We start from the raw sequence: 21,527 nt of genomic DNA, 5'->3' as shown, positions 1-21,527 counted from the left end.
CGATGACGAACCCGGTACTTGAGGGCCTGGCCGAGGCCAAGGTTTCCGCCGTGCATCTTGAGATGCGCGACGCCTACCAGCCCAGCGACCCCGAGTTCATCGCATGGCAGCAGGGGAAACACCTTGACCCTGCTGCCGAGCGGTCGTCCTGGTGGCGCCCGTTCCTGGACGTGGTGGCCGAGACGACGGCGCGCGGTGTCGTGATGAGGCGTGCCCGGGTCGTCTCCGAACCGGTCACCGACTACATCCGGTACGAGTACGACGTGACGTTCCCGAACGTCCGGGCGGGCGAACAGATCCGCTGGCTTCCCCGCCGGAAGGCGGCCGACATCGCGTTGCCCGGCACCGACCTGTGGCTGTTCGACGGGTCGTCGGTGCTGTTCACGTACTTCTCGGGTGTCGGTGAGGTCGTCGACCGTGAATGGCGCACCGAGCCGGCCGTCGTCGAACTGGTGAAGTCGGCATTCGAGGCGGTGTGGGACCGGGCCACACCGCACGAGGAGTACCGGCTTCACTGATCCACCATGGCCGCCTCGCCTGCACGCCCTGCCCTCGACGGCGATCCCCCCGCCCTGCCCGCGCGTTGGGGACCGACCGGCGGGCGGGGCTGCCCCCGGTGGGCAGGGTTGCTGCCCCCGCCATCCCTATCGCTCCGGGTGTGGGCGGGGTATCCAGGACTCACCGGCCATCGACCCGAAGGGACGCCGATGAGGACCAGCGACAGTGACGACAAGGCGCACGCCCCCTCGACCGCCCGGACACCCGCGCACGCGCCCGCACCAGCACCCGCGCTGCTCGGCCTCCAGGCGTCCGTCGGGAACACCGCCGTCGTCCGACGACTCCAGCGGGCCGGCCAGGTGCAGCGCTCCGTCGCCGCCGTCCACGACGTGCTGCGCAGCGGCGGCCGCTCGCTCGACGGCGCCACCCGCGCCGACATGGAGGCCCGCCTGGGCGCCGACTTCTCGGACGTCCGGATCCACGACGACAGCGCCGCCCGGAGTTCCGCCGCCGAGATCGGCGCCCGCGCCTACACCTCCGGCAACCACGTCGTCATCGGCGACGGCGGCGGCGACCGGCACACCCTCGCCCACGAGCTGACCCACGTGCTCCAGCAGCGGCAGGGCCCCGTGGCGGGCTCCGACAACGGCTCCGGGCTGAGCGTCAGCGACCCGTCCGACCGTTTCGAGCGCGAGGCCGAGGCCAACGCCCGGCGGGTGATGTCCGGCCCGACCGCAGGCCGCCGAGCCGACCACGCCGCCACCCACGAGGACGAGGAGCACCGGGGCTGAGCCGTCCCGCCCCCGCCCGTCAACGGGATCGTTCATCGTTTGTCTACCGCCTTGTCCCATGGTCAGTCCCACGGGGCGCCGCGAACTTTCACGGGCGCGATATGGACGAAAGAGGTACCCGGGGATGAAGGCAGTGAAGGCAGTGCGACGCATGGCCGTCGGGGTGGCGGCCACGGCGCTGGCGCTGACGGGGACGATGCTGGGGGCCGGCGCCGCGCAGGCGGCGTACGACCCGACGACCCACACGCTCTGGAACGACGAGCCGCTCTACCCGGGCTGGCACGTCGACTCCGAGAACTCCCGGCTGATCATGCAGTCCGACGGCAACCTGGTCGTCTACCGCGGGTACAACACCCCGAACCCGCTGGCCGTCTGGAACTCCGGCACCCACGTGAACCACTGCGGGTACAAGGCGGTCATGCAGTCCGACGGCAACCTGGTCGTCTACTCCGCCTCCGGGGGCGTCTGCTGGTCCTCCGGCACGTACGGGCACCCGGGCGCCCGGCTGGTGGTGAAGAAGCTCGGCGGCGTCGCCATCTACTGGGGTGACGGCGAGGTCCCCATCGTCACCACGCCCACCAACGACATCCGCATGTGGGCGATGTCCTCGGACCTCTACTGACCACCGCACCGGCCCGGAGCGCCGCTCAGGCGCCCCGTTCGGCGAGCCAGCGGACCAGGTCGGCGACGGACCACTGCGGGCGGGCCGCGAGGCGCGCCGCCACCGACCGCAGGAGTACGGGCAGGTAGCCGCAGAGCTCGGCGACCTCAGCGGCCGGGCCCGGCTCCCGGCGGATCCGCTCGGCGCCGACGACCCGGGCCAGTAGCTCGTACGCGTCGTGCGGCTCCAGCGGGCCGACGGCCAGCCGGGCCGCGTCGGCGGGCAGGGCGCCCGGTTCGGCGCCGGCCACGACGGCCGCGCAGCCCGCCACCGCGGGCAGCAGCGGCGCCGGGTCGGTGACGCCGTCGAGCACGACCAGCACCCGCCGTCCGGCGAGCGCGGCCCGGTAGCGCACGCCCAGTTCGCCGACACCGGCGTCCTCGACGGGCCGCTCCCCCAGGGCCCGCAGGAAGGCGGCCAGCACCGCTCCCGGCTCCGCCGTCCCGCCGGCCGCGTACAGCTGCCCGTCCGGGAAGGCGTCCTGGACGGTGTGCGCCAGGTGCACCGCGAGCGCGGAGGTGCCGCTGCCGGCCGGCCCGGACAGGCCGAGCACCGGCGAGGCCCCGGCATCACCGCCGTCGACATCACCGGCACCGGCACCGTCGCCGCCACCGGACCGCAGGATCCGCTCGGCCTCCCGCACCTGGGCCGCCCGCCCGACCAGGTCGGGGATGTCCGGCGGCAGCTGGCAGGGCCGGGCGGGCCGGCGCGGCGGTACCGGGGCGGACGGCGCCGCGAGCTCGGTGTCCCCTCTCCGGATGCGGGCGTGCAGGTCCGCGACCGCCGGTGCCGGTTCGAGCCCCAGCTCGCGGTCCAGCCGTTCGCGCAGCGCCTCGAAGGCGGCCAGCGCCTCGGCCGTCCGCCCGCAGCGGTGCAGGGCCAGCAGGTGGAGGCGCTGCACCTCCTCGTCGCGCGGGTGTGCGGCGGCGAGCGCGTCCAGCGCGGGCAGCGCCTCGGCGTGCCGGCCGAGCGCCAGGTCCAGGTCGTGCAGCACCTTGACGGCGGCATGGTGACCGGCGGCGAGCCGTTCGCGGGCGCGTTCGGCGAAACCGCCGGGCACGCCGTCCAGCGCACGCCCCTCCCACAGCGCGAGCGCGCCGGCGAGCAGCTCCCGGGCCCGCACCGGGTCGTCGTAGCGCAGCGTGACGGCCTCGCCCACCCCGGCCTCGTAGCGGAACAGGTCGACGGCGGCCCGGTCCACCTCCAACCGGTAGCCACCGGCGGTGGCGACCAGCAGGCCGGGGGCCGCGAGGGCACGGCGCAGCCGGTGCGCGTGGGTGCCGATCTGGCCGGCCGGGGCCTTGGGCCAACGGGCGACATCCTCGCCCCACAAGCCCTCGACCAGCCGTTCAGTGGGCACGAGCTGGCCCGGGGCAAGCAGCAGGGCGGCCAGCACGGCCCGCTGCTGCGGCCGACCGAGGTCGATCTCGTGGCCGTCACACCGGGCCCGCAGCGGCCCCAGAACACGGAATTCGAGCCCCATGCCCCCACCCCTCGAAGCCATGAGTTCAAGTACACAATCCGTGACAGAGCATAGGTGACCGGATCAGGGGGCGCCGCCGTCCGTACGGAAGTGGCGTGATCCGGGCACCGGACGACATTCGGGGACGGGACATGGTTGACATCGGGGCGTCCGGGCTGCGGTTCGGACTGCTGGGACCACTGCGCGCCTGGCACGGGGAGCGGGAGATCGAACTGGGCCGACCGCAGCAGCGGGCCGTCCTGGCGGTGCTGCTGGACGCCGCCGGACGGACGGTGGCGACGCCGGTGCTGGTGGAGGGGGTGTGGGGCGGGGCCGCGCCGGCCGACCCCCGCAAGGCCGTCCAGCTGGCCGTCTCCCGGCTGCGTTCGGCCTTCAAGCCGTACACCGGGCCGGATCCGCAGCGGATGCCGCTGGTGCGGGTCGGCGACGGGTACGCGCTGCGGGTGCCGGACGCGGAGGTGGACGCGGCCCGCTGGGAGGAACTGCTGGCCACGGCCGGACGGCTGCGCGACGAGCAGGCCCCGCCGCAGGAGGTCCGGGAGGTCCTGCTGGCCGCGCAGCGGCTGTGGGTCGGCGAACCGCTGGCCGGGCTGCCCGGGCCGCACGCCGAGGCCGTCCGCTCCCGGCTCGCCGAACAGCGACTTCACGCCAAGGAGACGCGGCTGGAGCTGGACGCGGAGATCGGCGACCACACCGGTCTGACGGCCGAGGCCGCCGCACTCGCCCTGGAACACCCCGAACGGCCCCGGCTGACCGCCGTCCTGATGCGCGCCCTCTACCAGGCGGGCCGCAAGGCCGAGGCGCTCGCCGTGTACGAGGACGCCCGCCGCCGACTGCCGTCCGGCGGGGACGGGCCCACCCGGCGCGAGGACACCCGCCGGCCGCCGACGGCCGCCGCCGCTCCGACGGCCGAGGACGGTCCCGCCGCACTGCACCTGCGGATCCTGCGCGAGGACCCGTCCCTGCTGCCCGCCCCCTCCGCCTCCGCCTCCGCCCGCGCCGAACCCGCCGCCGCCTGGCAGCCGCCCGACCAACTGCCCGACGGCCTGGCCGACTTCACCGGCCGCACCGAGGAGGTCGAGACCCTGGTGGACCGCCTCGCCGGGGCCGGCGGGCGAGCCGTCGTGGTCTCCGCCCTGGACGGCATGGGCGGGGTCGGCAAGACCACGCTCGCCGTGCACGTCGCCCGACAGGCCCACGGACGCTTCCCCGACGGGCGGCTCTTCGCCGACCTGCGCGGCGCCGACCGCACCCCGCTGGACCCGGGCGCGGTGCTCGCCGGCTTCCTGCGCGCCCTCGGCGTGGCCGCCGCCGAGATCCCGCTCGACACCGGGGAGCGCTCCGCCCTCTACCGCTCGGCACTGGCCGGGCGGCGGGTCCTCGTCGTCCTCGACAACGCCGCCACCCTCGGCCAGGTCGAACCACTGCTGCCCGGCTCGTCCGGCTGCGCCGTCCTGGTCACCAGCCGCGTCCGGCTGGCCGGCCTCGCCGGGGCGCACCAGATGCGCCTGGACACCCTGCCGCCCGCCGAGGCACTGGAACTGCTGACCCGGATCGTCGGCGCCGACCGCGTCGACGCCGAACCCGGGGCCGCCGAGGAGATCGTGCGGGCCTGCGGACTGCTGCCGCTCGCCGTGCGCATCGTCGCCTCCCGGCTCGCCGCCGACCCCGCGCTCACCCTGGCCGCGCTCGCCGACGGGCTGCGCCGGGAACACCGGCTGGCCGAACTCAGCGACGGCGAACGGACCGTGGAGGCCACCTTCGCCCTCTCCTACCACCGCCTCGACGCCGAACTCGCCCGCGCCTTCCGCCTGCTGTCCCTGCCCGACGCCCCGGACGTCCCGCTGCCCTGCGCGGCCGCACTGCTCGGCCGCACCGAAGCCGAGACCGACGAACTCCTCGAAGCGCTCGTCGACCTCAACCTGCTGCACTCCCCCCGCTTCGGCCGCTACGGCTTCCACGACCTGGTCCGCGACTACGCCCGCGGCCGGCTCGCCGCCGAGGAGCCCGCCGCCGAACGCACCGCCGCCGCCGACCGGCTGGTCGACTACTGCCTGGCCACCGCCCGCAACGCCGACCGCGCCGCCCGCAAGGCCGACCCGGTCGAACTCAGCCTGCTCGACGCACCCGTCCGCTCCCCCGGGAAGACGATCACGGACGGGCCCGCCGCCGTCCGCTGGATGCGCGAACAGGCCGGCGTGCACGCCTCCGCCATCGCCCTGAGCTGCGCCGACCCGGCGCTGCCGCTCGACCGGGCGGCCGAACTCGCCGACCGGATGGGCTCCGTACTCGCCGAACGCACCCAGACCCGCGACATCGCCGACCTCGCCGACCGCGTCGCCCGCGAGGCCGCCGCCCGCGGCGACCACGGCCCGCTCGCCCTCGCCCGCTACGTGCGCGGCGGCATGCTCTGGCACATCAACCGCTACGCCGAGTCCGAGCAGGACATCCGCCAGGCCGTCGCGCTCTGCCAGGACGACGACGGCGGCAACGGGGGCAGCGGCGACGGCCCGAAGGTCCGCGTCCTCGCCAAGGCCCTGCTCACCCTCGGCGGCAACGCCCGCGTCCACGGCCGCTACGCCGACGCCGCCCGACACGCCGGCCGTGCCGCCGACCTGTTCCGCCGCCTCGGCGCCGAACGCTCCGAGGGCAGCGCCCTCGGCGAGTTCGCGTTCAGCTGCGCCCAGACCGGCCGGCTGGCCGAGGCCCGGGACGCCGCCGAGCGCGGCGCCCGCCTGATGAGCGGCTCCGGCCCGGTGTCCGCCGCCACCGGGCGCTACTACCTGGCCCGGGTCCTGCGCCTGTGCGGCGACCCGGAGGCGGCGCTCGCCCACGCGGCCGGCGCCCGCGACGAGTTCGCCGCCCTCCAGGTGACGGTGTTCGCGGCGGCGGCGGGCGACCTCGCCGCCCGGATCCACGCCGAGGCCGAGCGCTGGCTGCTCGCCGCCGACGCCGCCGAGGCGGCGCTGCCGCTCGCCCGCCGCACCAGCGCCGCCCTGGAGGCCGCGCTGCTGCGCACCCTGGGCACCGCGCTCACCGGCCTCGGCCGCCCCCTCCAGGCCCGTGCCTGCCTGGCGGACGCGCTGGAGGTGTACGAGCGGCTCGGACTCGGCGAGGACGCCGAGCGGACCAGGGCCCTGCTGGACGGCCTGCCGCAGCCCTAGGTCCCGGCCGATCTCGGCGGGCCGGACGAGACCTGGCAGGCCCTGGGCCCGGGAGCCGCCCCCCCTTGTTGATCACTTGTCTACCGCGGTCCGCGATCTTCTCTCTCGTCAGGTCGCGGACCGCACCAGTGCGGAGCCGGGGCCACTCCCATCGAAGATAGGCGCCACTCATGCCCACGCTCCCGCAGAACGGCCAGGTCTGGACCCTCAAGTCCGCGAACGGAACGGTCGCCGACGTGCGCTCCAGCCAGAGCAGCCCGGGCACCCCGGTCCAGTCCTGGGGCCCCAACGGCACCACCGCCCAGGGCTGGGTCTTCTGGGCCAAGGACGGCGGCAGCTGGCTCCTGGAGACCCAGCTCACCAACGGCAGGCACGCCCCCGGCCAGGCCGTCGTCGTCGACTACAACTACTCCACCGGCCAGACCTGGCTGTTCAACGAGCACGGGCAGCCCAACCAGCGCTGGGTGCTGGAGGTCATCGACAACGACTGGTTCCGGGTCCGGACCGTCCGCGGCGACGAGGGCCAGCTGTTCCTCACCGCGGCCGCCCCCGGCGCCCCGCTCACCCTCACCAAGCAGGACGACAACAACCCGGCGCAGCGCTGGCAGCTCATCCCGGCCGGCGGCCAGAACGGCGGCGCCGGCGGCCAGCAGCAGCCCCAGCCCCAGCCGCAGCCGCAGCCCGGCGGCGACTTCCGCACCGAGATGCTGGCCTCCGTCAACACGGAGCGCGGCCGGGCCGGCCTCCAGCCGCTGCGGCTCGACGACCGCCTGAGCGCCGCCGCCCAGCGGCACGCCAACGACATGGCGTCCCACGACCTCACCCAGCACGACGGCACCGACGGCAGCAACCCGTGGGACCGCATCCACGCCGCCGGCTTCCAGTTCCGCTCGGCCGCCGAGAACGTCACCCCGGGCAACAGCGTGGCGGAGGCCATGCAGATGTGGATGAACAGCCCGCACCACCGCGACAACATCCTGGGCCGCGACTTCACCTCCATCGGCATCGGCTACACCCCCCGCCAGCGCGGCAACTGGGGCCGCTACGTCCAGACCTTCGCCCAGGCCTGACCGCCCCGCCCCCTCAGCCGTCACAGCAGCCACAGCAAGCAAGGAGCCACCCTCATGTCCTCGAACGCGGCGGACCTGATCCGCGTCGCCCGAGACGAGGTCGGATACCAGGAGGGCCGCAGCGGCTCGCACTGGAACAACATCCAGAAGTACTCCCCGACCGTCCCCGGCCTGGAGTGGTCCCAGGGCGAGGCCTGGTGCGCGACCTTCGTCGCCTGGTGCGCCCAGCAGTCCGGCAACGCCGGGCTGTTCCCGGTGACGGCCTCCTGCGCCGAGGGCGTCGCCTGGTTCAGGGACCGCGACCGCTTCACCGACTACCCGGTGATCGGCGGCCAGGTGTTCTACGGCCCCGGCGGCGGCAGCCACACCGGCATCTGCGTCGCCTACACCAGCTCCACCATCACCACCGTCGAGGGCAACACCAACGACGACGGCAGCTCCGAGGGCGACGGCGTCTACCTCAAGACCCGTGACCGCAAGTCGAGTTGGGTGTACGGGTACGGCGTCCCGGACTTCGCCGACGGCGTCATCCTCGCCGACCCGCAGTGGCGGGACCGCCAGGGGGCGGTCTACTTCGGGCAGGAGGCCTCCGCCGCCGACCAGCCGAACGGCGGCGCCCGGCCCCAAGCCGACAGCAGCGGGGACGGAGGCGGGGGCGAGGGCGGCTACGAGCCCTTCCCCGGCGCCGACTTCTTCCAGGACGGCCAGAAGAGCGACGTCATCACCCGGATGGGAGAGCGCCTGGTCGCCGAGGGCTGCTCCGCCTACGCCGAGGGCCCCGGCCCCGAGTGGTCCGGGGCGGACCTCGAATCCTTCCGCAACTGGCAGCACAAGCTGGGTGACTCCGGCAGCGACGCCGACGGAATCCCCGGCCCCAAGCAGTGGGACGCCCTCCAGGTCCCGCGCGGCTGACGCCGCACCTCGACCACACCCGGATCCACCACACCCAAGAAGGAGAACCCGATGAAACCCGTCACCCGTACCCTCAGGTTCCTCGCCGGGCTCGGCGCCGTCGCGGCCGTCGCGGGGGCGGCCGTGGTCACCGCCCCGGCCGCGCACGCCGCCGGCTGCGAGCTGGCGCCGAACCTGCAGACCGTCACCGCCGTCTACAACGGCGCCACCGGCGTCCTGGACCTGCCGGCCAACACGGAGAGCAACGGCCGGCGGATCGGCGTCTACCAGGGCAACCAGAGCCCCGCGCAGACCTGGTCGTTCTGGGGCTACTGCGACGGCACCACCGCCATCTCGCACGGCTCGGCCGGCAAGGTCGTCGACCTCGACACCGGCTCGGGCGCCGTCCAGCTCTGGGACACCCCCGGCGGCTGGGACGGCCTCAACCGCCCGGCCGGCGACTGGCTGCCGGCCAACCAGAAGTGGATCCGCACCAGCGAGGACCGCGGCTGGTACCTGATCCAGAACGTGGCCACCGGCCAGTGCCTCAAGTCCAACGGCGTCGCCCAGCTCACCTCGGTGACGTCCTGCAACGGCAGCGACCCGGCCCAGCGCTGGAAGATCGGCTGACGGCTCCCCGAGAGGGGTCCGACGGTTCCGCCCGGGGCGCGAATCGTCGGACCCGACCCGTCCCCGGTCCGTTCGCCGACTCCGGCGGGCGGACCGGTCCGCGCCCACCACCCTCCGCCCGAGCCACCCCTGGGCCGGCGGAGGGGTTCGTCGGCAAGCCGGTCCTCGACCTGCTCGCCCACGAGTGGGCCCCGTGACACGCCGCCGAACCCCTCCCCGACGGCGTGTCACGGTCAGGCGTCCGCCGTCACCGCGCTGCGGGCGTCTCACGCTCCGGCGTCCGCCGCCACCGTGCCGCAGGCACCCTCGCCGTCACCGCGCCGCAGGCACCCGCGCCGTCACCGCGCCACAGGAACCCGGTGGATCCGCAGGAAGGCGTCGACACCGAGCGCCGCGATCCGGGCGAGTTCCTCGTCCGCCACCGGCAGGGCGCCCCAGAACGAGCGCTCGGCGACGCCGTGGAAGGTCAGCAGCGTGAACTGCTCGGCGGTCTGCGGGGCGTCGTCGACGGCCAGCAGGCCTCGGTCCGCGATCGCCTCGAACCGCTGCGCGAGGTCGCGCTGCGAGGCGATCGGGCCGGCCTCCAGCCACGCCTCCAGGACGTCGGCCGGGATGTTGGCGACCTCGGCGCGGATGGCCCGGCCGAGCGCGCCGCGGTCCCCGGCCGAGAGGACGGCCCGGGCCCGTTCGACCGCGAAGTCGGTGAGGCCCCGGCGCAGGTCCACCACCCGGTCGAGGTGCTTTTCCATCAACTCGCGCATGGCGTCGGTCAGTTCGGCCGAGTTCTGGAGTGCGACGGAGAGGAAGAGGGTCTCCTTGTCGGCGAAGTGGTTGTAGACCGTGCGCTTGGACACCCCGGCCTCCGCCGCGATCGCGTCCATGCTGGCCCGGACGTATCCCTCGCGCCCGAATACCGCCGTCGCGGCCCGCGTGATCGCCTTGCGCTTCTCCGGCCGTCCCGCTCCGCCCGTCGCCGCCACGGCGTCACTCCTCATCTACCGGGACTCTCGAAAACTGCCCGGTGTAGTGTCTCCCGAGCCCGCCTGAGCCGGGTTGCCATCGAACAAGGGTGCTCTATGCTGCCTACAACCTCTACACCCGTGTAGAGGGAATTCAACAGCACGCCTGCCCCCGACCGGAACACGGAAGCCGAGCGCGGGAACCGGCCGGCCGAACAGCAGCGTCCAGAAGTGGCAGCGCACAACGGCTCATCACACGAGGACCGGGCGCAGGCGCCACAGGGGCGCAAAGCACGGGAACACCGGGGGTGAGTGCGTGGCGGGGCGGCGAGGACGGACGTCCAACCAGGAGGCACGCGGGCGAACGCCCGGCCAGGAGACGCAGGCGCGGACGACCGACCAACGGACCGCCGACCAGCGGTCACCGGGGCGGACACCCGACCAGCGGTCACCGGGGCGGACACCCGACCGGCGGGCACCGGGGCGCACCTCCGACCAGGGATCCCGTCGGCGGGCGAGCAAGGCCCCCGTCCGCCCCTTCCCCGGCGGAGCGGCCCTGCCCGTGGCCCTGGCCGTGGGGCTGCCGGCGGTGGGCGCCGGGATCGACGAGCTCTCCGGCCCCGGCATGGGGACGGCCTTCCTGGTGGGCGCCGTGCTCGGCACCGGCCTGGCGGCCGCACTCAGCAGCCGCAATGGCTGGTGGTGGGTCCTCGCCTCCACTCCGCTGCTGGTCCTGGGGGTGACGGCCGGCGCGGAACTGCTGGCCAACGGCGACGCCTACCGGGGCAAGAACCTGGCCACCGGCTCCGCGAAGTGGGTGGTCCACGACTTTCCCGTGATGGCCGCGGCCGCCGCAGCGGCCGCCCTGGTGATCGTGGTCCGGCTGGTCCGGGACCGGAGGAGGGACCATGGCTGAGAACCCGCAGACCCGGGACGGCGGCCGCGCCGCCGCGCCCCCGACCCGCCGCACCTCCCCCCTGCTGATCGCGGGCCGGACGCTGGCCTGCTCGGTCGCCCTGGCGGTGTTCGCCGCCAGCGGGGTGGTCTGGTACGAGGTGACGTCCCTCACCGACGGGATGACCACCTCCAACGCCATCGCCGAGACCAAGAAGAACGCGCCCAAGCACCTCGACAACTCCGTCAACATCCTGCTGATCGGCCTCGACAGCCGCAAGAACATGGACGGGACGGACCTGCCGCCGGAGTTCGTCCAGGACGAACTGCACGCCGGCCACAGCTCCGACATCGGCGGCTACAACACCAACTCCCTGATCCTGCTGCACATCCCAGCCGGCGGCGGCAAGGCGCAGGCCGTCTCCATCCCCCGTGACGACTACGTCATGACCTACACCGGGGACGGCAAGCAGGCCGGCATGCGCAAGATCAAGGAGGCCTACGGCGAGGCCAAGGAGAAGGCCACCCCGGCCCTCCAGGCGAAGGGGCTCAAGGGCGCGGACCTGGAGAAGGCCGGCCGCGACGCCGGCCGGGCGGCCACCATCCAGACCGTGCAGAAGTTCCTCGACCAGCCCGTCGACCACATAGCCGAAGTCAACCTGATGGGCTTCTACGACATCGCCAAGGCCGTCGAGCCGATCGAGGTCTGCCTCACCCACGACACCAAGGACCCGGCCATGGAGGGCCAGGGCTCCGGTGCCGACTTCCACAAGGGCATCAACAAGCTCAACGCCTCCCAGGCGCTCTCCTTCGTCCGCCAGCGCCACAACCTGGACGGCCCGGACGGCAACAGCGGCGACTTCGCCCGCACCCACCGCCAGCAGGCCTTCATCTCCTCCGTCGTGCACAAGCTCAAGCAGGACGGCGTCATCAGCGACCTCGGCAAGCTGCAGCAGCTGTTCGGCGTGGTGCAGAAGGACCTGGTCATCGACAACGAGTGGAACGTCCTCGACTTCGCCCAGCAGGCCCCCAACCTCACCGGCGGCAACGTCGAGTTCAACACCCTGACCTTCGACGGCTTCGGCACCCGCAACGGCCAGGACGTCAACCTGGTCACCCCCGCGAAGCTCCAGAAGGTCGTCAAGCAGATCTTCGGCTACGCCGACTCCGCACCGGCCGCCCCCGACGCGGCGGGCGACACGCCCGCCCCGGCGGCCCCCTCCGCGCCGGCCACGACCGCGCCGCCCACCACCAAGGCCGCCGCCCCCACCACCGTGGACGTCTTCAACGCCTCCACGGCCGCCGGGGTATCCTCCACCGCCGAATCCAAGGCCCTGGTCGCGATGGGCTTCAAGGCGGGCAAGACCGGCAGCGCCGCCGCGAAGCCCAAGACCACCACCGTGGCCTACGGCAAGGGCGCCAAGGAGGCGGCCGACCAGATCGCCGCCCGCTACGGCGTCACGGCCACGGAGTCCGCGTCGGCCCCCGCCGACCGGGTGGTCGTCACCCTCGGCACCGGCTTCACCGGCGCGACCGACGACAAGACCGGCGCCGCAGCGCCGGGCGGCGGCGCGACCGGGGCCCCGTCCGACCCGGCGGCCAACCTGCCCGTGCAGGGCCCGTCGGTCGACGCCCAGAGCGACGGCGGCATCCCCTGCGTCTACTGACACCCCGCACCTGACGCGCCGCACCGAGCCGTGGGGAGGCTCCCACCAGGGAGCCTCCCCACGGCTTTTCCCGCGGCGCCCCCTCGGCCATCGGCCGAGGGGGCGCCGCAGTGACCGGACCGGACCGGTCAGTCCACCGTCCAGGTGTCGCCGCCCGCCAGCAGCGCGGCCAGGTCGCCCGGCCCGCGATCGGCCTGCGCGGCGGCCAGCTGCCCCGCCATCAGCTCGTCGTAGACGGGTCGGTGGACGTCCCGCAGGACGCCGATCGGGGTGTGGTGCAGGGTGTCGGCGTCGGCGATCCGGGACAGCGCGAAGGCGGTGGCCGGGTTGGCCGCGTGCGCGTCGTGGACCAGCACCCGCGCCTCGTTGTCCGCCGTCACCGGCGCGGTGAACAGCTCGCCGTCCGGGCCGCGGAACACGCCGCCGGCCAGGTCCGCGCCGAAGCGGATCGGCTGCCCGTGCTCCAGCCGGATCAGCGCCTCGTCCCGGGTGCCGGGCTGCTTCAGGGCCTCGAACGCGCCGTCGTTGAAGATGTTGCAGTTCTGGTAGATCTCCACCAGCGCCGTGCCCTCGTGCGCGGCCGCCGCCCGCAGCACCGACTGGAGGTGCTGGCGGTCCGAGTCGATCGTGCGGGCGACGAAGGTCGCCTCGGCGCCGATCGCCAGCGAGAGCGGGTTGAACGGCGCGTCGAGCGAGCCCATCGGCGTCGACTTGGTGATCTTGCCCAGCTCGCTGGTCGGCGAGTACTGGCCCTTGGTCAGGCCGTAGATCCGGTTGTTGAACAGCAGGATCTTCAGGTTGACGTTGCGCCGCAGCGCGTGGATCAGGTGGTTGCCGCCGATGGACAGCGCGTCACCGTCCCCCGTCACCACCCACACGCTCAGGTCCTGCCGCGAGGACGCCAGCCCGGTCGCGATCGCCGGCGCCCGCCCGTGGATCGAGTGCACCCCGTAGGTGTTCATGTAGTACGGGAAACGCGAGGAACAGCCGATCCCGGAGATGAACACGGTGTTCTCGCGCTTGATGCCGAGCTCCGGCATGAAGCCCTGCACCGCCGCCAGGACGGCGTAGTCCCCGCAGCCCGGGCACCAGCGCACCTCCTGGTCGGTCTTGAAGTCCCGGGCGCTCTGCGGCCCTTCGGCCTTGGGCACCAGGTTCAGGGACGGGAAGCCGTTCTCGCTCATCGGTGGTCCTCCTCGTCCAGGGCGCCGATCGCCGCCGACAGCACGTCCGCCAACTGCGCCGCCTTGAACGGCAGTCCACGCACCTGGTTGTAGGACTCCGCGTCCACCAGGTACTTCGCCCGCAGCAGCAGCGCGAGCTGGCCCAGGTTCATCTCCGGCACGACGACCTTCTCGTAACTCCTGAGCACCGCGCCCAGGTTGGCCGGGAAGGGGTTCAGGTGGCGCAGGTGCGCCTGGGCGACCTCCCCGCCGTCCGCCCGCACCCGCCGCACGGCCGCGGTGATCGGCCCGTACGTCGAACCCCAGCCGAGCACCAGCACCCGCGCCTCGCCGCTCGGGTCGTCGACCTCCACGTCGGGGACGGCGATCCCGTCGACCTTCGCCTGCCGGGTGCGGACCATGAAGTCGTGGTTCGCCGGGTCGTAGGAGATGTTCCCCGTCCCGTCCTGCTTCTCGATCCCGCCGATCCGGTGCTCCAGCCCCGGCGTACCGGGCAGCGCCCACGGCCTGGCCAGGGTCCTCGGATCCCGCAGGTAGGGCCAGAACGAGCCGTCCTCGCGGTTCGGCCCGGTCGCGAAATCCGGACTGACCAGCGGGAGTTCGTCCACCTCAGGGATCCGCCACGGCTCCGAGCCGTTCGCCAGGTAGCCGTCCGAGAGCAGGAACACCGGCGTCCGGTACGTCACCGCGATCCGCGCCGCCTCCAGCGCCGCGTCGAAGCACTCCGCCGGCGTCGCCGGAGCGACGATCGGCACCGGCGCCTCGCCGTTGCGCCCGAACATCGCCTGCAGCAGGTCCGCCTGCTCCGTCTTGGTCGGCAGACCGGTCGACGGCCCACCGCGCTGGATGTCCACCACCAGCAGCGGCAGCTCCAGCGACACCGCCAGGCCGATCGTCTCGCTCTTCAACGCCACCCCGGGGCCCGAGGTCGTCGTCACCCCCAGCGCGCCGCCGAAGGACGCGCCGAGCGCCGCACCGATCCCGGCGATCTCGTCCTCGGCCTGGAAGGTACGGACCCCGAAGTTCTTGTGCCGGCTCAGCTCGTGCAGGATGTCCGAGGCCGGCGTGATCGGGTACGAGCCCAGGTACAGCGGCAGCCCGCAGCGCTGCGCGGCGGCGATCAGGCCGTAGGAGAGCGCCAGGTTCCCCGAGATGTTGCGGTAGCGCCCGGCCGGGAGTCTGGCCGGCGGCACCTCGTAGGAGACCGCGAAGGTCTCCGTGGTCTCACCGAAGTTCCAGCCCGCCTTGAAGGCGCTGATGTTCGCCTCGGCGATCTGCGGCTTCTTCGCGAACTTGCCGCGCAGGAAGGTCTCCGTCCCGTGGGTGGGGCGGTGGTACATCCAGGACAGCAGCCCCAGCGCGAACATGTTCTTGGCCCGCTCGGCGTCCTTGCGCGCCAGCCCGCTGTCCTTCAACGCCTCCAGGGTCAGCGTCGTCAGCGGCACCTTGTGCAGGTGGTAGCCCTCCAGCGAGCCGTCGGCCAGCGGGTCCGCCGCGTAACCGACCTTCGCCAGCGCGCGCTTGGTGAACTCGTCCGTGTTGACGATGATCTGCGCGCCGCGCGGCAGGTCCTCCAGGTTCGCCTTCAGCGCCGCCGGGTTCATCGCCACCAGCACGTTCGGCGCGTCCCCCGGGGTGAGGATGTCGTGGTCCGCGAAGTGCAGTTGGAAGGACGACACGCCCGGCAGCGTCCCGGCGGGCGCCCGGATCTCGGCCGGGAAGTTCGGCAGCGTGGAGAGGTCGTTGCCGAACGACGCCGTCTCCGAGGTGAACCGGTCACCGGTGAGCTGCATGCCGTCGCCCGAGTCACCGGCGAAACGGATGATCACCCGGTCCAGTCGGCGGATCGGCTTGCCGCGCCTCGGCGGCGAACCTCCCGGGGCCGTTGGATCGGCGGGCACGGCCGCACCGGGGCGTCCGTCACCGTTCCCGGAACGACCACCGTCGCCGTCCGAGCCGTCCACTGCCTCTGACTGATCGACCTGACTGGTCACTGCCGCGGACCTCCTCGAGGGCACACCACCGCGGGCGCGGCCCCGTGCCCCGTCCGCTTGGTGCACCTCCCGCATCCTATGCGCGGGCACTTGATCCCGGACGGAACTCCCACGTGCGGCGGGAAAACACCGGCCCGCGCCCGAACCGCACACGGGGTACAACGTCCGGCCGCCGGAGATCATTCCGCGTCCGACGGCCGCTCCCCCTGCCCCCGAGCTACCCCCGAGCTGCCCGGCCGCCGGGACGGCTACGAGTTGAGGTAGGTGAGCACCGCCAGCACCCGGCGGTGGTCCTCCGGGCTCTGCGCCAGGCCCAGCTTCAGGAAGATGTTGCTGACGTGCTTCTCCACCGCGCCGTCCGAGACCACCAGCTGCTTGGCCACCGCACTGTTGGTGCGGCCCTCCGCCATCAGCCCGAGCACCTCCCGCTCGCGCGGGGTGAGGTTGGCCAGCACGTCGCCCTTGCGGCTGCGGCTGAGGAGTTGCTGCACCACCTCCGGGTCCAGCGCGGTGCCGCCCTCGGCGACCCGGACCACCGCGTCCGCGAACTCGCGCACCTCCGCGACCCGGTCCTTCAGCAGGTAGCCGACGCCCCGGGTCGAACCGGCCAGCAGCTCGGAGGCGTACCGCTCCTCCACGAACTGCGACAGCACCAGCACGTTCAGCTCCGGGTAGCGCCCGCGCAGCTCGACGCAGGCGCGCAGGCCCTCGTCGGTGTGGCTCGGCGGCATCCGCACGTCGGAGACCACGACGTCCGGCAGTTGCCCGGCCGCGGCCAGGTCGTGGATGGTCTTCACCAGCGCGGCGCCGTCCCCGACACCCGCCACGACCTCCAGGCCCCGGTCGGTGAGCAGCCGGGTCAGGCCCTCCCGTAGCAGTACGGAGTCCTCGGCTATGACGACGCGGCGCATGGTGACCTTCCCGGCAGGGCAGAGCTGACAGGGGCCAGTCTCCCCCATCCGGGTGAACACCCGGCCCGCCGTCCGCGGATCCGCCGGTCAGGGGCTGCCGCCCGCCGCGCCCCGGTCACATGGTCCGGATCGCCACCGCGTCGCAGAGCCCCTCCAGGGCCGCCTTCGCCGCGCAGTCCGGCAGCGGGGCGAGCAGCGCCCGGGCGTCCTCGGCCTGGCGCAGCGTCTCCCGGCGGGCGCGCTCCAGCGCGGGGTGGCGGCGCAGCAGCCGCAGCGCCTCGGCGTGCAGCTCGTCGTCGGCGAGGTCCAGGGTGAGCAGTTCGCGCAGCCGGGTGTCGGCCGGGTCGGCGGGGTCGGCCGGCATCTGCTCCAGCAGCAGGGTCGGCAGGGTCGGCACGCCCTCGCGCAGGTCGGTGCCGGGGGTCTTGCCGGACTCCTGGCCGTCGCTGGCGATGTCCAGCACGTCGTCGGCCAGCTGGAAGGCGATGCCGATCCGCTCGCCGAACTCGCTGAGGGTGTCCACCATCCACGGCTCGGCGCCGGCCATCAGCGCTCCTATCCGGCAGGAGACCGCGATCAGCGAACCGGTCTTGCCGGCCAGCACGTCGAGGTAGTGCAGCAGCGGGTCGCCGTCCGGGCCGGGGCCGCGGGTCTCCAGGATCTGGCCGGTGACCAGCCGCTCGAAGGCGTCGGCCTGCATCCGCACCGCCTCGGGGCCGAGGTCGGCGAGCACCTGGGAGGCGCGGGAGAACAGGAAGTCGCCGGTGAGGATGGCCACCGAGTTGTCCCAGCGGGAGTTGGCGCTGGGGGCGCCGCGGCGCACCGGGGCCTCGTCCATGACGTCGTCGTGGTACAGGGTCGCCAGGTGGGTGAGCTCGACGACGACGGCCGCCGGCACCACGCCGGGCGCCCCCGGGTCGCCGAACTGCGCCGCCAGCAGCAGCAGCAGCGGACGGAAGCGCTTGCCGCCGGCCTCGATGAGGTGACTGGCGGTGATGGTGATGAACGGGACGTCGCTCTTGACGGCCTCGGCGAGCGCCGTCTCCACCGCGTCCAGTCCGGCCTGAACGTCCCGGGTCAGGTCGCGGTCCTGCACGCTGAGCCCGAAGGGTCCCACGACGGTCACGAAGACCACTCCTCTGTCCCTGGTCGATCTAGCGGCCTGGTCCCTGAGTGCCGCCGCTGGCCATACAGGCAGGGTATCCGGTCACGAGTGGATCACTGCACGGGCGTGCGGATCCTGTCATGATCGGGCCGGATGCCCTGGTCAGGGCGGCTGTGGGGGCAGTACTGCGGTGGGGGCGAATTCAGCTGGAAAACACGGGCCGGAGCCCCTCCGCCGGCGGGCCGGCGGCAAACGCGCGTCCGGACCGCGCGCCGAGGGCGCGGCCCGGACGGGCCCGGGGCGGCGGCGCCGCCCCGGTGGCGGTCAGCGGACGAACAGCGCGGCCTTCGACGCCAGGTCCAGGAAGTACTGCGGCAGCAGGCCGAGACCCAGCGTGACCAGCACCCCCACCCCGATCGCGGTCGCCGTGAAGGCGCTCGGGATCGCCACCGTCGGGCCGCCCGGCTTCGGGTCGGAGAAGAACATCAGCACGATGACCCGGATGTAGAAGAACGCGGCCACCGCCGAACTCAGCACACCGACGATCACCAGCGGCGTCGCCCCGCCGGCCGCCGCCGCCTGGAACACCGCGAACTTCCCGGTGAACCCGGAGGTCAGCGGGATCCCGGCGAAGGCCAGCAGGAACAGCGCGAACACCGCCGCCACCAGCGGCGAGCGCCGGCCCAGCCCGGCCCAGCTGGACAGGTGGGTCGCCTCGCCCTTGGAGTCGCGCACCAGGGTGACCACGGCGAACGCGCCGAGCGTCACGAAGGAGTACGACAGCAGGTAGAACAGCACCGAGGACAGGCCCTGCTTGTTGGTGGCGATCACGCCCGTGAGGATGAACCCGGCGTGCGCGATCGAGGAGTACGCCAGCAGCCGCTTGACGTCCTGCTGGGTGACCGCCAGCACCGCGCCCACCACCATGGTGAGGATCGCCACCCCCCACAGCACCGGCCGCCAGTCCAGCCGCAGGCCCGGGAAGGCCACGTAGAACAGCCGCAGGAACGCCCCGAAGGCCGCGACCTTCGTCGCCGCCGCCATGAAGCCGGTCACCGGGGTCGGCGCGCCCTGGTACACGTCCGGGGTCCAGGAGTGGAACGGCACCGCGCCGACCTTGAACAGCAGGCCGACCGCGAGCATCGCCAGGCCGATCAGCAGCAGCGCGTCACTCTGGGTGCTGCTCAGCTGCGCCGGGGTGGTCATCGCCTTGCCGGAGATCACGTCCGAGATGTCGCCGAGCTTCACGCTGCCCGCGTAGCCGTACAGCAGCGCGGTGCCGAACAGGAAGAACGCCGAGGCGAAGGCGCCCAGCAGGAAGTACTTGACGGCCGCCTCCTGGGAGAGCAGCCGGCGGCGCCGGGCCAGCGCGCAGAGCAGGTACAGCGGGAGGGAGAAGACCTCCAGCGCCACGAACATCGTCAGCAGGTCGTTGGCCGCGGGGAACAGCAGCATCCCGCCGACCGCGAACATGGTGAGCGGGAAGACCTCGCTGGTGGCGAAGCCGGCCCGGACCGCGGCCCGCTCCTGCTCGCCGCCGGGGGTGGCGGCGGCCTGGGCCGCGAAGGCGTCGGCGGGCAGGCCGCCCGCCTTGGGCTCCAGCTTCCGTTCGGCGTAGGTGAGCACCGCGACGACGGCGGCCAGCAGGATCACGCCCTGCAGGAACAGCGCCGGGCCGTCCAGCGCGACGGACTCCATGGCCAGCAGGTCGACCCGGGTGGAGCCGAAGCCCTGGGAGGCCAGCACCACCACGGCGACGAAGGAGCCGATCAGCCCGGCCAGGGCGAGCGACACCTGCGTCCAGTGCCGGTACCGGCGGGGCACGAAGGCCTCCACCAGGATGCCGGCCACGGCGGCGCCGAACACCACCAGCATCGGGGAGAGCTGGCCGTACTCCAGGTGCGGCGCCGGGATGCTGGCGGTGTTGCCGCCGGCGGCGGCGAGCATGCCGGTGGTGCTCACTTCTGCTCACCTCCTGAGGTGGCGGCGACCGGGTGGGCCGGCGCCGGGTCGGTCTCGTGGACCTGCGAGAGCGTCGCGTTCACCGAGGGGTTGACCAGGTCGGTGAGCGGCTTGGGGTAGACGCCGAGCAGGATGGTCAGCGCCACCAGCGGGGCGACCACGGCCAGTTCGCGGACCTTGAGGTCGGGCATCCCGCCGACGCCGGCCTTCACCGGGCCGGTCATGGTGCGCTGGTACAGCAGCAGGGCGTACAGCGCGGCCAGCACGATGCCGAAGGTCGCCACGATGCCGATCGCCGGGTAGCGGGTGAACGTGCCCACCAGCACCAGGAACTCGCTGACGAACGGGGCCAGCCCGGGCAGCGACAGGGTGGCCAGACCGCCGATCAGGAACGTCCCGGCGAGCACCGGGGCGACCTTCTGCACCCCGCCGTAGTCGGCGATCAGCCGCGAGCCGCGGCGGGAGATCAGGAAGCCCGCCACCAGCATCCACGCGGCGGTGGAGATGCCGTGGTTGACCATGTAGAGGGTGGCGCCGCTCTGGCCCTGGCTGGTCAGCGCGAAGATGCCCATGATGATGAAGCCGAAGTGCGAGATCGACGCGTAGGCGACCAGCCGCTTGATGTCCTTCTGGCCGACCGCCAGCAGCGCGCCGTAGATGATCCCGATCACCGACAGGACCAGGATCACCGGGGCGAAGGTCTTCGAGGCGTGCGGGAACAGCCCGAGGCAGAAGCGCAGCATCGCGAAGGTGCCGACCTTGTCCACCACGGCGGTGATCAGCACGGCGGTGCCGGCGGTGGCCTCGCCCATCGCGTTCGGCAGCCAGGTGTGCAGCGGCCACAGCGGGGCCTTCACCGCGAAGGCGAAGAAGAAGCCCAGGAACAGCGCCTTCTCGGCGGTGCCGGACAGCTGGAGCTTGCCGTCGGCGATCGCCGAGGTGAGGGTCCGGAGGTCGAAGGTGCCGAAGCCCTGGTCCTGCGCGATCACGTACAGGCCGATCACGGCGGCCAGCATCACCAGGCCGCCGAGCAGGTTGTAGAGCAGGAACTTCACGGCCGCGTACGAGCGCTGGCGCGCCGCGTCGGGGCCGCCGGCCCGGTCGCCGAAGCCGCCGATCAGGAAGTACATCGGGATCAGCATGGCTTCGAAGAACACGTAGAAGAGGAAGACGTCGGTGGCGTAGAAGGAGACGACCACCATCGCCTCCACCGCCAGGATCAGGGCGAAGAAGCCCTGGGTGCGGCGCCTGTTCTCAAAGGTGTCGGGGGCGAACGTGCCGTCGGGGGCGGCCGGCCCCGGGTCGGCGTCGTGCCAGGAGGCCAGCATCACCACCGGCACCAGGACGGCGGTGAGCAGGGCGAGGACGGCGCCGATGCCGTCCACGCCGAGCGAGAAGGTGATGCCGAAGGAGCGGATCCAGCTGTACGACTCGGTCAGCTGGTAGCGATCGCCGTGCGGGTCGAAGCGGGTCGCCACCACGGCGGCCAGCACCAGGGTGACGACCGAGACGCCCAGGGCGACGGCCTTGGTGGTCGAACGGCGGCGCTCGGTCGACCCGGCGGGCAGGGCGGCGGTCAGCACCGCGCCGGCCGCCGGGACGGCACAGGTGGCGGTCAGCAACGCGCTCATGGCCGCACCCCCCACGTGGAATCTGCGCGAGT

The 21,527-nt window shown here is 73.3% G+C and carries 17 protein-coding genes; 9 read left to right on the top strand and 8 right to left on the bottom strand.

From position 1 onward, the window contains the following. Window positions 1-2: 2 nt before the first annotated feature. The 3 genes from ACIO9K_RS09470 (at window position 3) to ACIO9K_RS09460 (ending at window position 1,911) form a co-directional block, all read left to right on the top strand. Complete coding sequence (locus ACIO9K_RS09470) at window positions 3-518, top strand: DUF6879 family protein (protein ID WP_363619172.1); 516 nt, start codon at window positions 3-5, stop codon at window positions 516-518. 189 nt (window positions 519-707) lie between these two features. Beyond that, a complete protein-coding gene (locus ACIO9K_RS09465) occupies window positions 708-1,289 on the top strand; it encodes a DUF4157 domain-containing protein (protein WP_400328172.1) in 582 nt (193 codons plus the stop codon). Window positions 1,290-1,413: 124 nt separating this feature from the next. After that, window positions 1,414-1,911 carry a hypothetical protein gene (locus ACIO9K_RS09460; RefSeq protein ID WP_400328170.1) on the top strand — a complete coding sequence of 166 codons (498 nt, stop codon included), beginning with the start codon at window positions 1,414-1,416 and terminating at the stop codon, window positions 1,909-1,911. Between the two features lie 25 nt (window positions 1,912-1,936). Here ACIO9K_RS09460 and ACIO9K_RS09455 read toward each other — a convergent pair whose 3' ends face one another. Further along, a complete protein-coding gene (locus ACIO9K_RS09455) occupies window positions 1,937-3,433 on the bottom strand; it encodes a BTAD domain-containing putative transcriptional regulator (RefSeq protein WP_363619170.1) in 1,497 nt (498 codons plus the stop codon). Between the two features lie 131 nt (window positions 3,434-3,564). On the opposite strand from ACIO9K_RS09455, the gene ACIO9K_RS09450 reads away from it, so the two are divergent. From ACIO9K_RS09450 to ACIO9K_RS09435, 4 genes are all read left to right on the top strand, one after another. Beyond that, complete coding sequence (locus ACIO9K_RS09450) at window positions 3,565-6,597, top strand: AfsR/SARP family transcriptional regulator (protein ID WP_400328167.1); 3,033 nt, start codon at window positions 3,565-3,567, stop codon at window positions 6,595-6,597. Window positions 6,598-6,767: 170 nt separating this feature from the next. Beyond that, entirely contained in the window at window positions 6,768-7,667 is a 900-nt protein-coding gene (locus ACIO9K_RS09445) for a CAP domain-containing protein (protein ID WP_400328165.1), read from the top strand. Window positions 7,668-7,721: 54 nt separating this feature from the next. Then, window positions 7,722-8,579, top strand: coding sequence for a peptidoglycan-binding protein (locus ACIO9K_RS09440; RefSeq protein ID WP_400328163.1), 858 nt, complete (start codon window positions 7,722-7,724; stop codon window positions 8,577-8,579). Window positions 8,580-8,630: 51 nt separating this feature from the next. Next, a complete protein-coding gene (locus ACIO9K_RS09435; RefSeq protein ID WP_400328161.1) occupies window positions 8,631-9,188 on the top strand; it encodes an RICIN domain-containing protein in 558 nt (185 codons plus the stop codon). A gap of 338 nt (window positions 9,189-9,526) precedes the next feature. Here ACIO9K_RS09435 and ACIO9K_RS09430 read toward each other — a convergent pair whose 3' ends face one another. Continuing rightward, window positions 9,527-10,183: a TetR/AcrR family transcriptional regulator gene (locus ACIO9K_RS09430; RefSeq protein WP_400328159.1), complete on the bottom strand. Its 657-nt coding sequence runs from the start codon at window positions 10,181-10,183 to the stop codon at window positions 9,527-9,529. Window positions 10,184-10,709: 526 nt separating this feature from the next. On the opposite strand from ACIO9K_RS09430, the gene ACIO9K_RS09425 reads away from it, so the two are divergent. Beyond that, a complete protein-coding gene (locus ACIO9K_RS09425) occupies window positions 10,710-11,063 on the top strand; it encodes a DUF6542 domain-containing protein (protein WP_363585403.1) in 354 nt (117 codons plus the stop codon). Then, window positions 11,056-12,708, top strand: coding sequence for an LCP family protein (locus ACIO9K_RS09420; protein ID WP_363619164.1), 1,653 nt, complete (start codon window positions 11,056-11,058; stop codon window positions 12,706-12,708). The genes ACIO9K_RS09425 and ACIO9K_RS09420 overlap by 8 nt, the downstream gene beginning before the upstream one ends. A 128-nt stretch (window positions 12,709-12,836) precedes the next feature. On the opposite strand, the gene ACIO9K_RS09415 is transcribed toward ACIO9K_RS09420, so the two are convergent. From ACIO9K_RS09415 to ACIO9K_RS09390, 6 genes are all read right to left on the bottom strand, one after another. After that, entirely contained in the window at window positions 12,837-13,892 is a 1,056-nt protein-coding gene (locus ACIO9K_RS09415; protein ID WP_363619163.1) for a 2-oxoacid:ferredoxin oxidoreductase subunit beta, read from the bottom strand. Beyond that, window positions 13,889-15,886: a 2-oxoacid:acceptor oxidoreductase subunit alpha gene (locus ACIO9K_RS09410; protein ID WP_363619162.1), complete on the bottom strand. Its 1,998-nt coding sequence runs from the start codon at window positions 15,884-15,886 to the stop codon at window positions 13,889-13,891. Before ACIO9K_RS09410 ends, ACIO9K_RS09415 begins: the two co-directional genes overlap by 4 nt. A gap of 248 nt (window positions 15,887-16,134) precedes the next feature. Then, window positions 16,135-16,797 (bottom strand): response regulator transcription factor, encoded by a 663-nt coding sequence (locus ACIO9K_RS09405; RefSeq protein ID WP_363585065.1) that lies wholly within the window; start codon window positions 16,795-16,797, stop codon window positions 16,135-16,137. Between the two features lie 115 nt (window positions 16,798-16,912). After that, on the bottom strand, window positions 16,913-17,923 hold the full coding sequence (locus tag ACIO9K_RS09400; RefSeq protein ID WP_363585063.1) for a polyprenyl synthetase family protein: 1,011 nt from the start codon (window positions 17,921-17,923) through the stop codon (window positions 16,913-16,915). Window positions 17,924-18,226: 303 nt separating this feature from the next. Continuing rightward, entirely contained in the window at window positions 18,227-19,849 is a 1,623-nt protein-coding gene (nuoN, locus tag ACIO9K_RS09395; RefSeq protein ID WP_350877774.1) for an NADH-quinone oxidoreductase subunit NuoN, read from the bottom strand. 11 nt (window positions 19,850-19,860) lie between these two features. Further along, complete coding sequence (locus ACIO9K_RS09390) at window positions 19,861-21,495, bottom strand: NADH-quinone oxidoreductase subunit M (RefSeq protein WP_363619161.1); 1,635 nt, start codon at window positions 21,493-21,495, stop codon at window positions 19,861-19,863. Between the last annotated feature and the right edge of the window lie 32 nt (window positions 21,496-21,527).

The organism is Kitasatospora sp. NPDC087271, assembly GCF_044744605.1.
Lineage (GTDB): Bacteria > Actinomycetota > Actinomycetes > Streptomycetales > Streptomycetaceae > Kitasatospora.
This window is presented reverse-complemented; position numbering and strand designations above follow the sequence as displayed.

Coding starts and splice junctions, on each gene's coding strand:
- ACIO9K_RS09470 (WP_363619172.1), top strand. CDS start 3: ATGACGAACCCGGTACTTGAGGGCCTGGCCGAGGCCAAGGTTTCCGCC.
- ACIO9K_RS09465 (WP_400328172.1), top strand. CDS start 708: ATGAGGACCAGCGACAGTGACGACAAGGCGCACGCCCCCTCGACCGCC.
- ACIO9K_RS09460 (WP_400328170.1), top strand. CDS start 1,414: ATGAAGGCAGTGAAGGCAGTGCGACGCATGGCCGTCGGGGTGGCGGCC.
- ACIO9K_RS09455 (WP_363619170.1), bottom strand. CDS start 3,433: ATGGGGCTCGAATTCCGTGTTCTGGGGCCGCTGCGGGCCCGGTGTGAC.
- ACIO9K_RS09450 (WP_400328167.1), top strand. CDS start 3,565: ATGGTTGACATCGGGGCGTCCGGGCTGCGGTTCGGACTGCTGGGACCA.
- ACIO9K_RS09445 (WP_400328165.1), top strand. CDS start 6,768: ATGCCCACGCTCCCGCAGAACGGCCAGGTCTGGACCCTCAAGTCCGCG.
- ACIO9K_RS09440 (WP_400328163.1), top strand. CDS start 7,722: ATGTCCTCGAACGCGGCGGACCTGATCCGCGTCGCCCGAGACGAGGTC.
- ACIO9K_RS09435 (WP_400328161.1), top strand. CDS start 8,631: ATGAAACCCGTCACCCGTACCCTCAGGTTCCTCGCCGGGCTCGGCGCC.
- ACIO9K_RS09430 (WP_400328159.1), bottom strand. CDS start 10,183: ATGAGGAGTGACGCCGTGGCGGCGACGGGCGGAGCGGGACGGCCGGAG.
- ACIO9K_RS09420 (WP_363619164.1), top strand. CDS start 11,056: ATGGCTGAGAACCCGCAGACCCGGGACGGCGGCCGCGCCGCCGCGCCC.
- ACIO9K_RS09415 (WP_363619163.1), bottom strand. CDS start 13,892: ATGAGCGAGAACGGCTTCCCGTCCCTGAACCTGGTGCCCAAGGCCGAA.
- ACIO9K_RS09405 (WP_363585065.1), bottom strand. CDS start 16,797: ATGCGCCGCGTCGTCATAGCCGAGGACTCCGTACTGCTACGGGAGGGC.
- nuoN (WP_350877774.1), bottom strand. CDS start 19,849: ATGCTCGCCGCCGCCGGCGGCAACACCGCCAGCATCCCGGCGCCGCAC.
- ACIO9K_RS09390 (WP_363619161.1), bottom strand. CDS start 21,495: ATGAGCGCGTTGCTGACCGCCACCTGTGCCGTCCCGGCGGCCGGCGCG.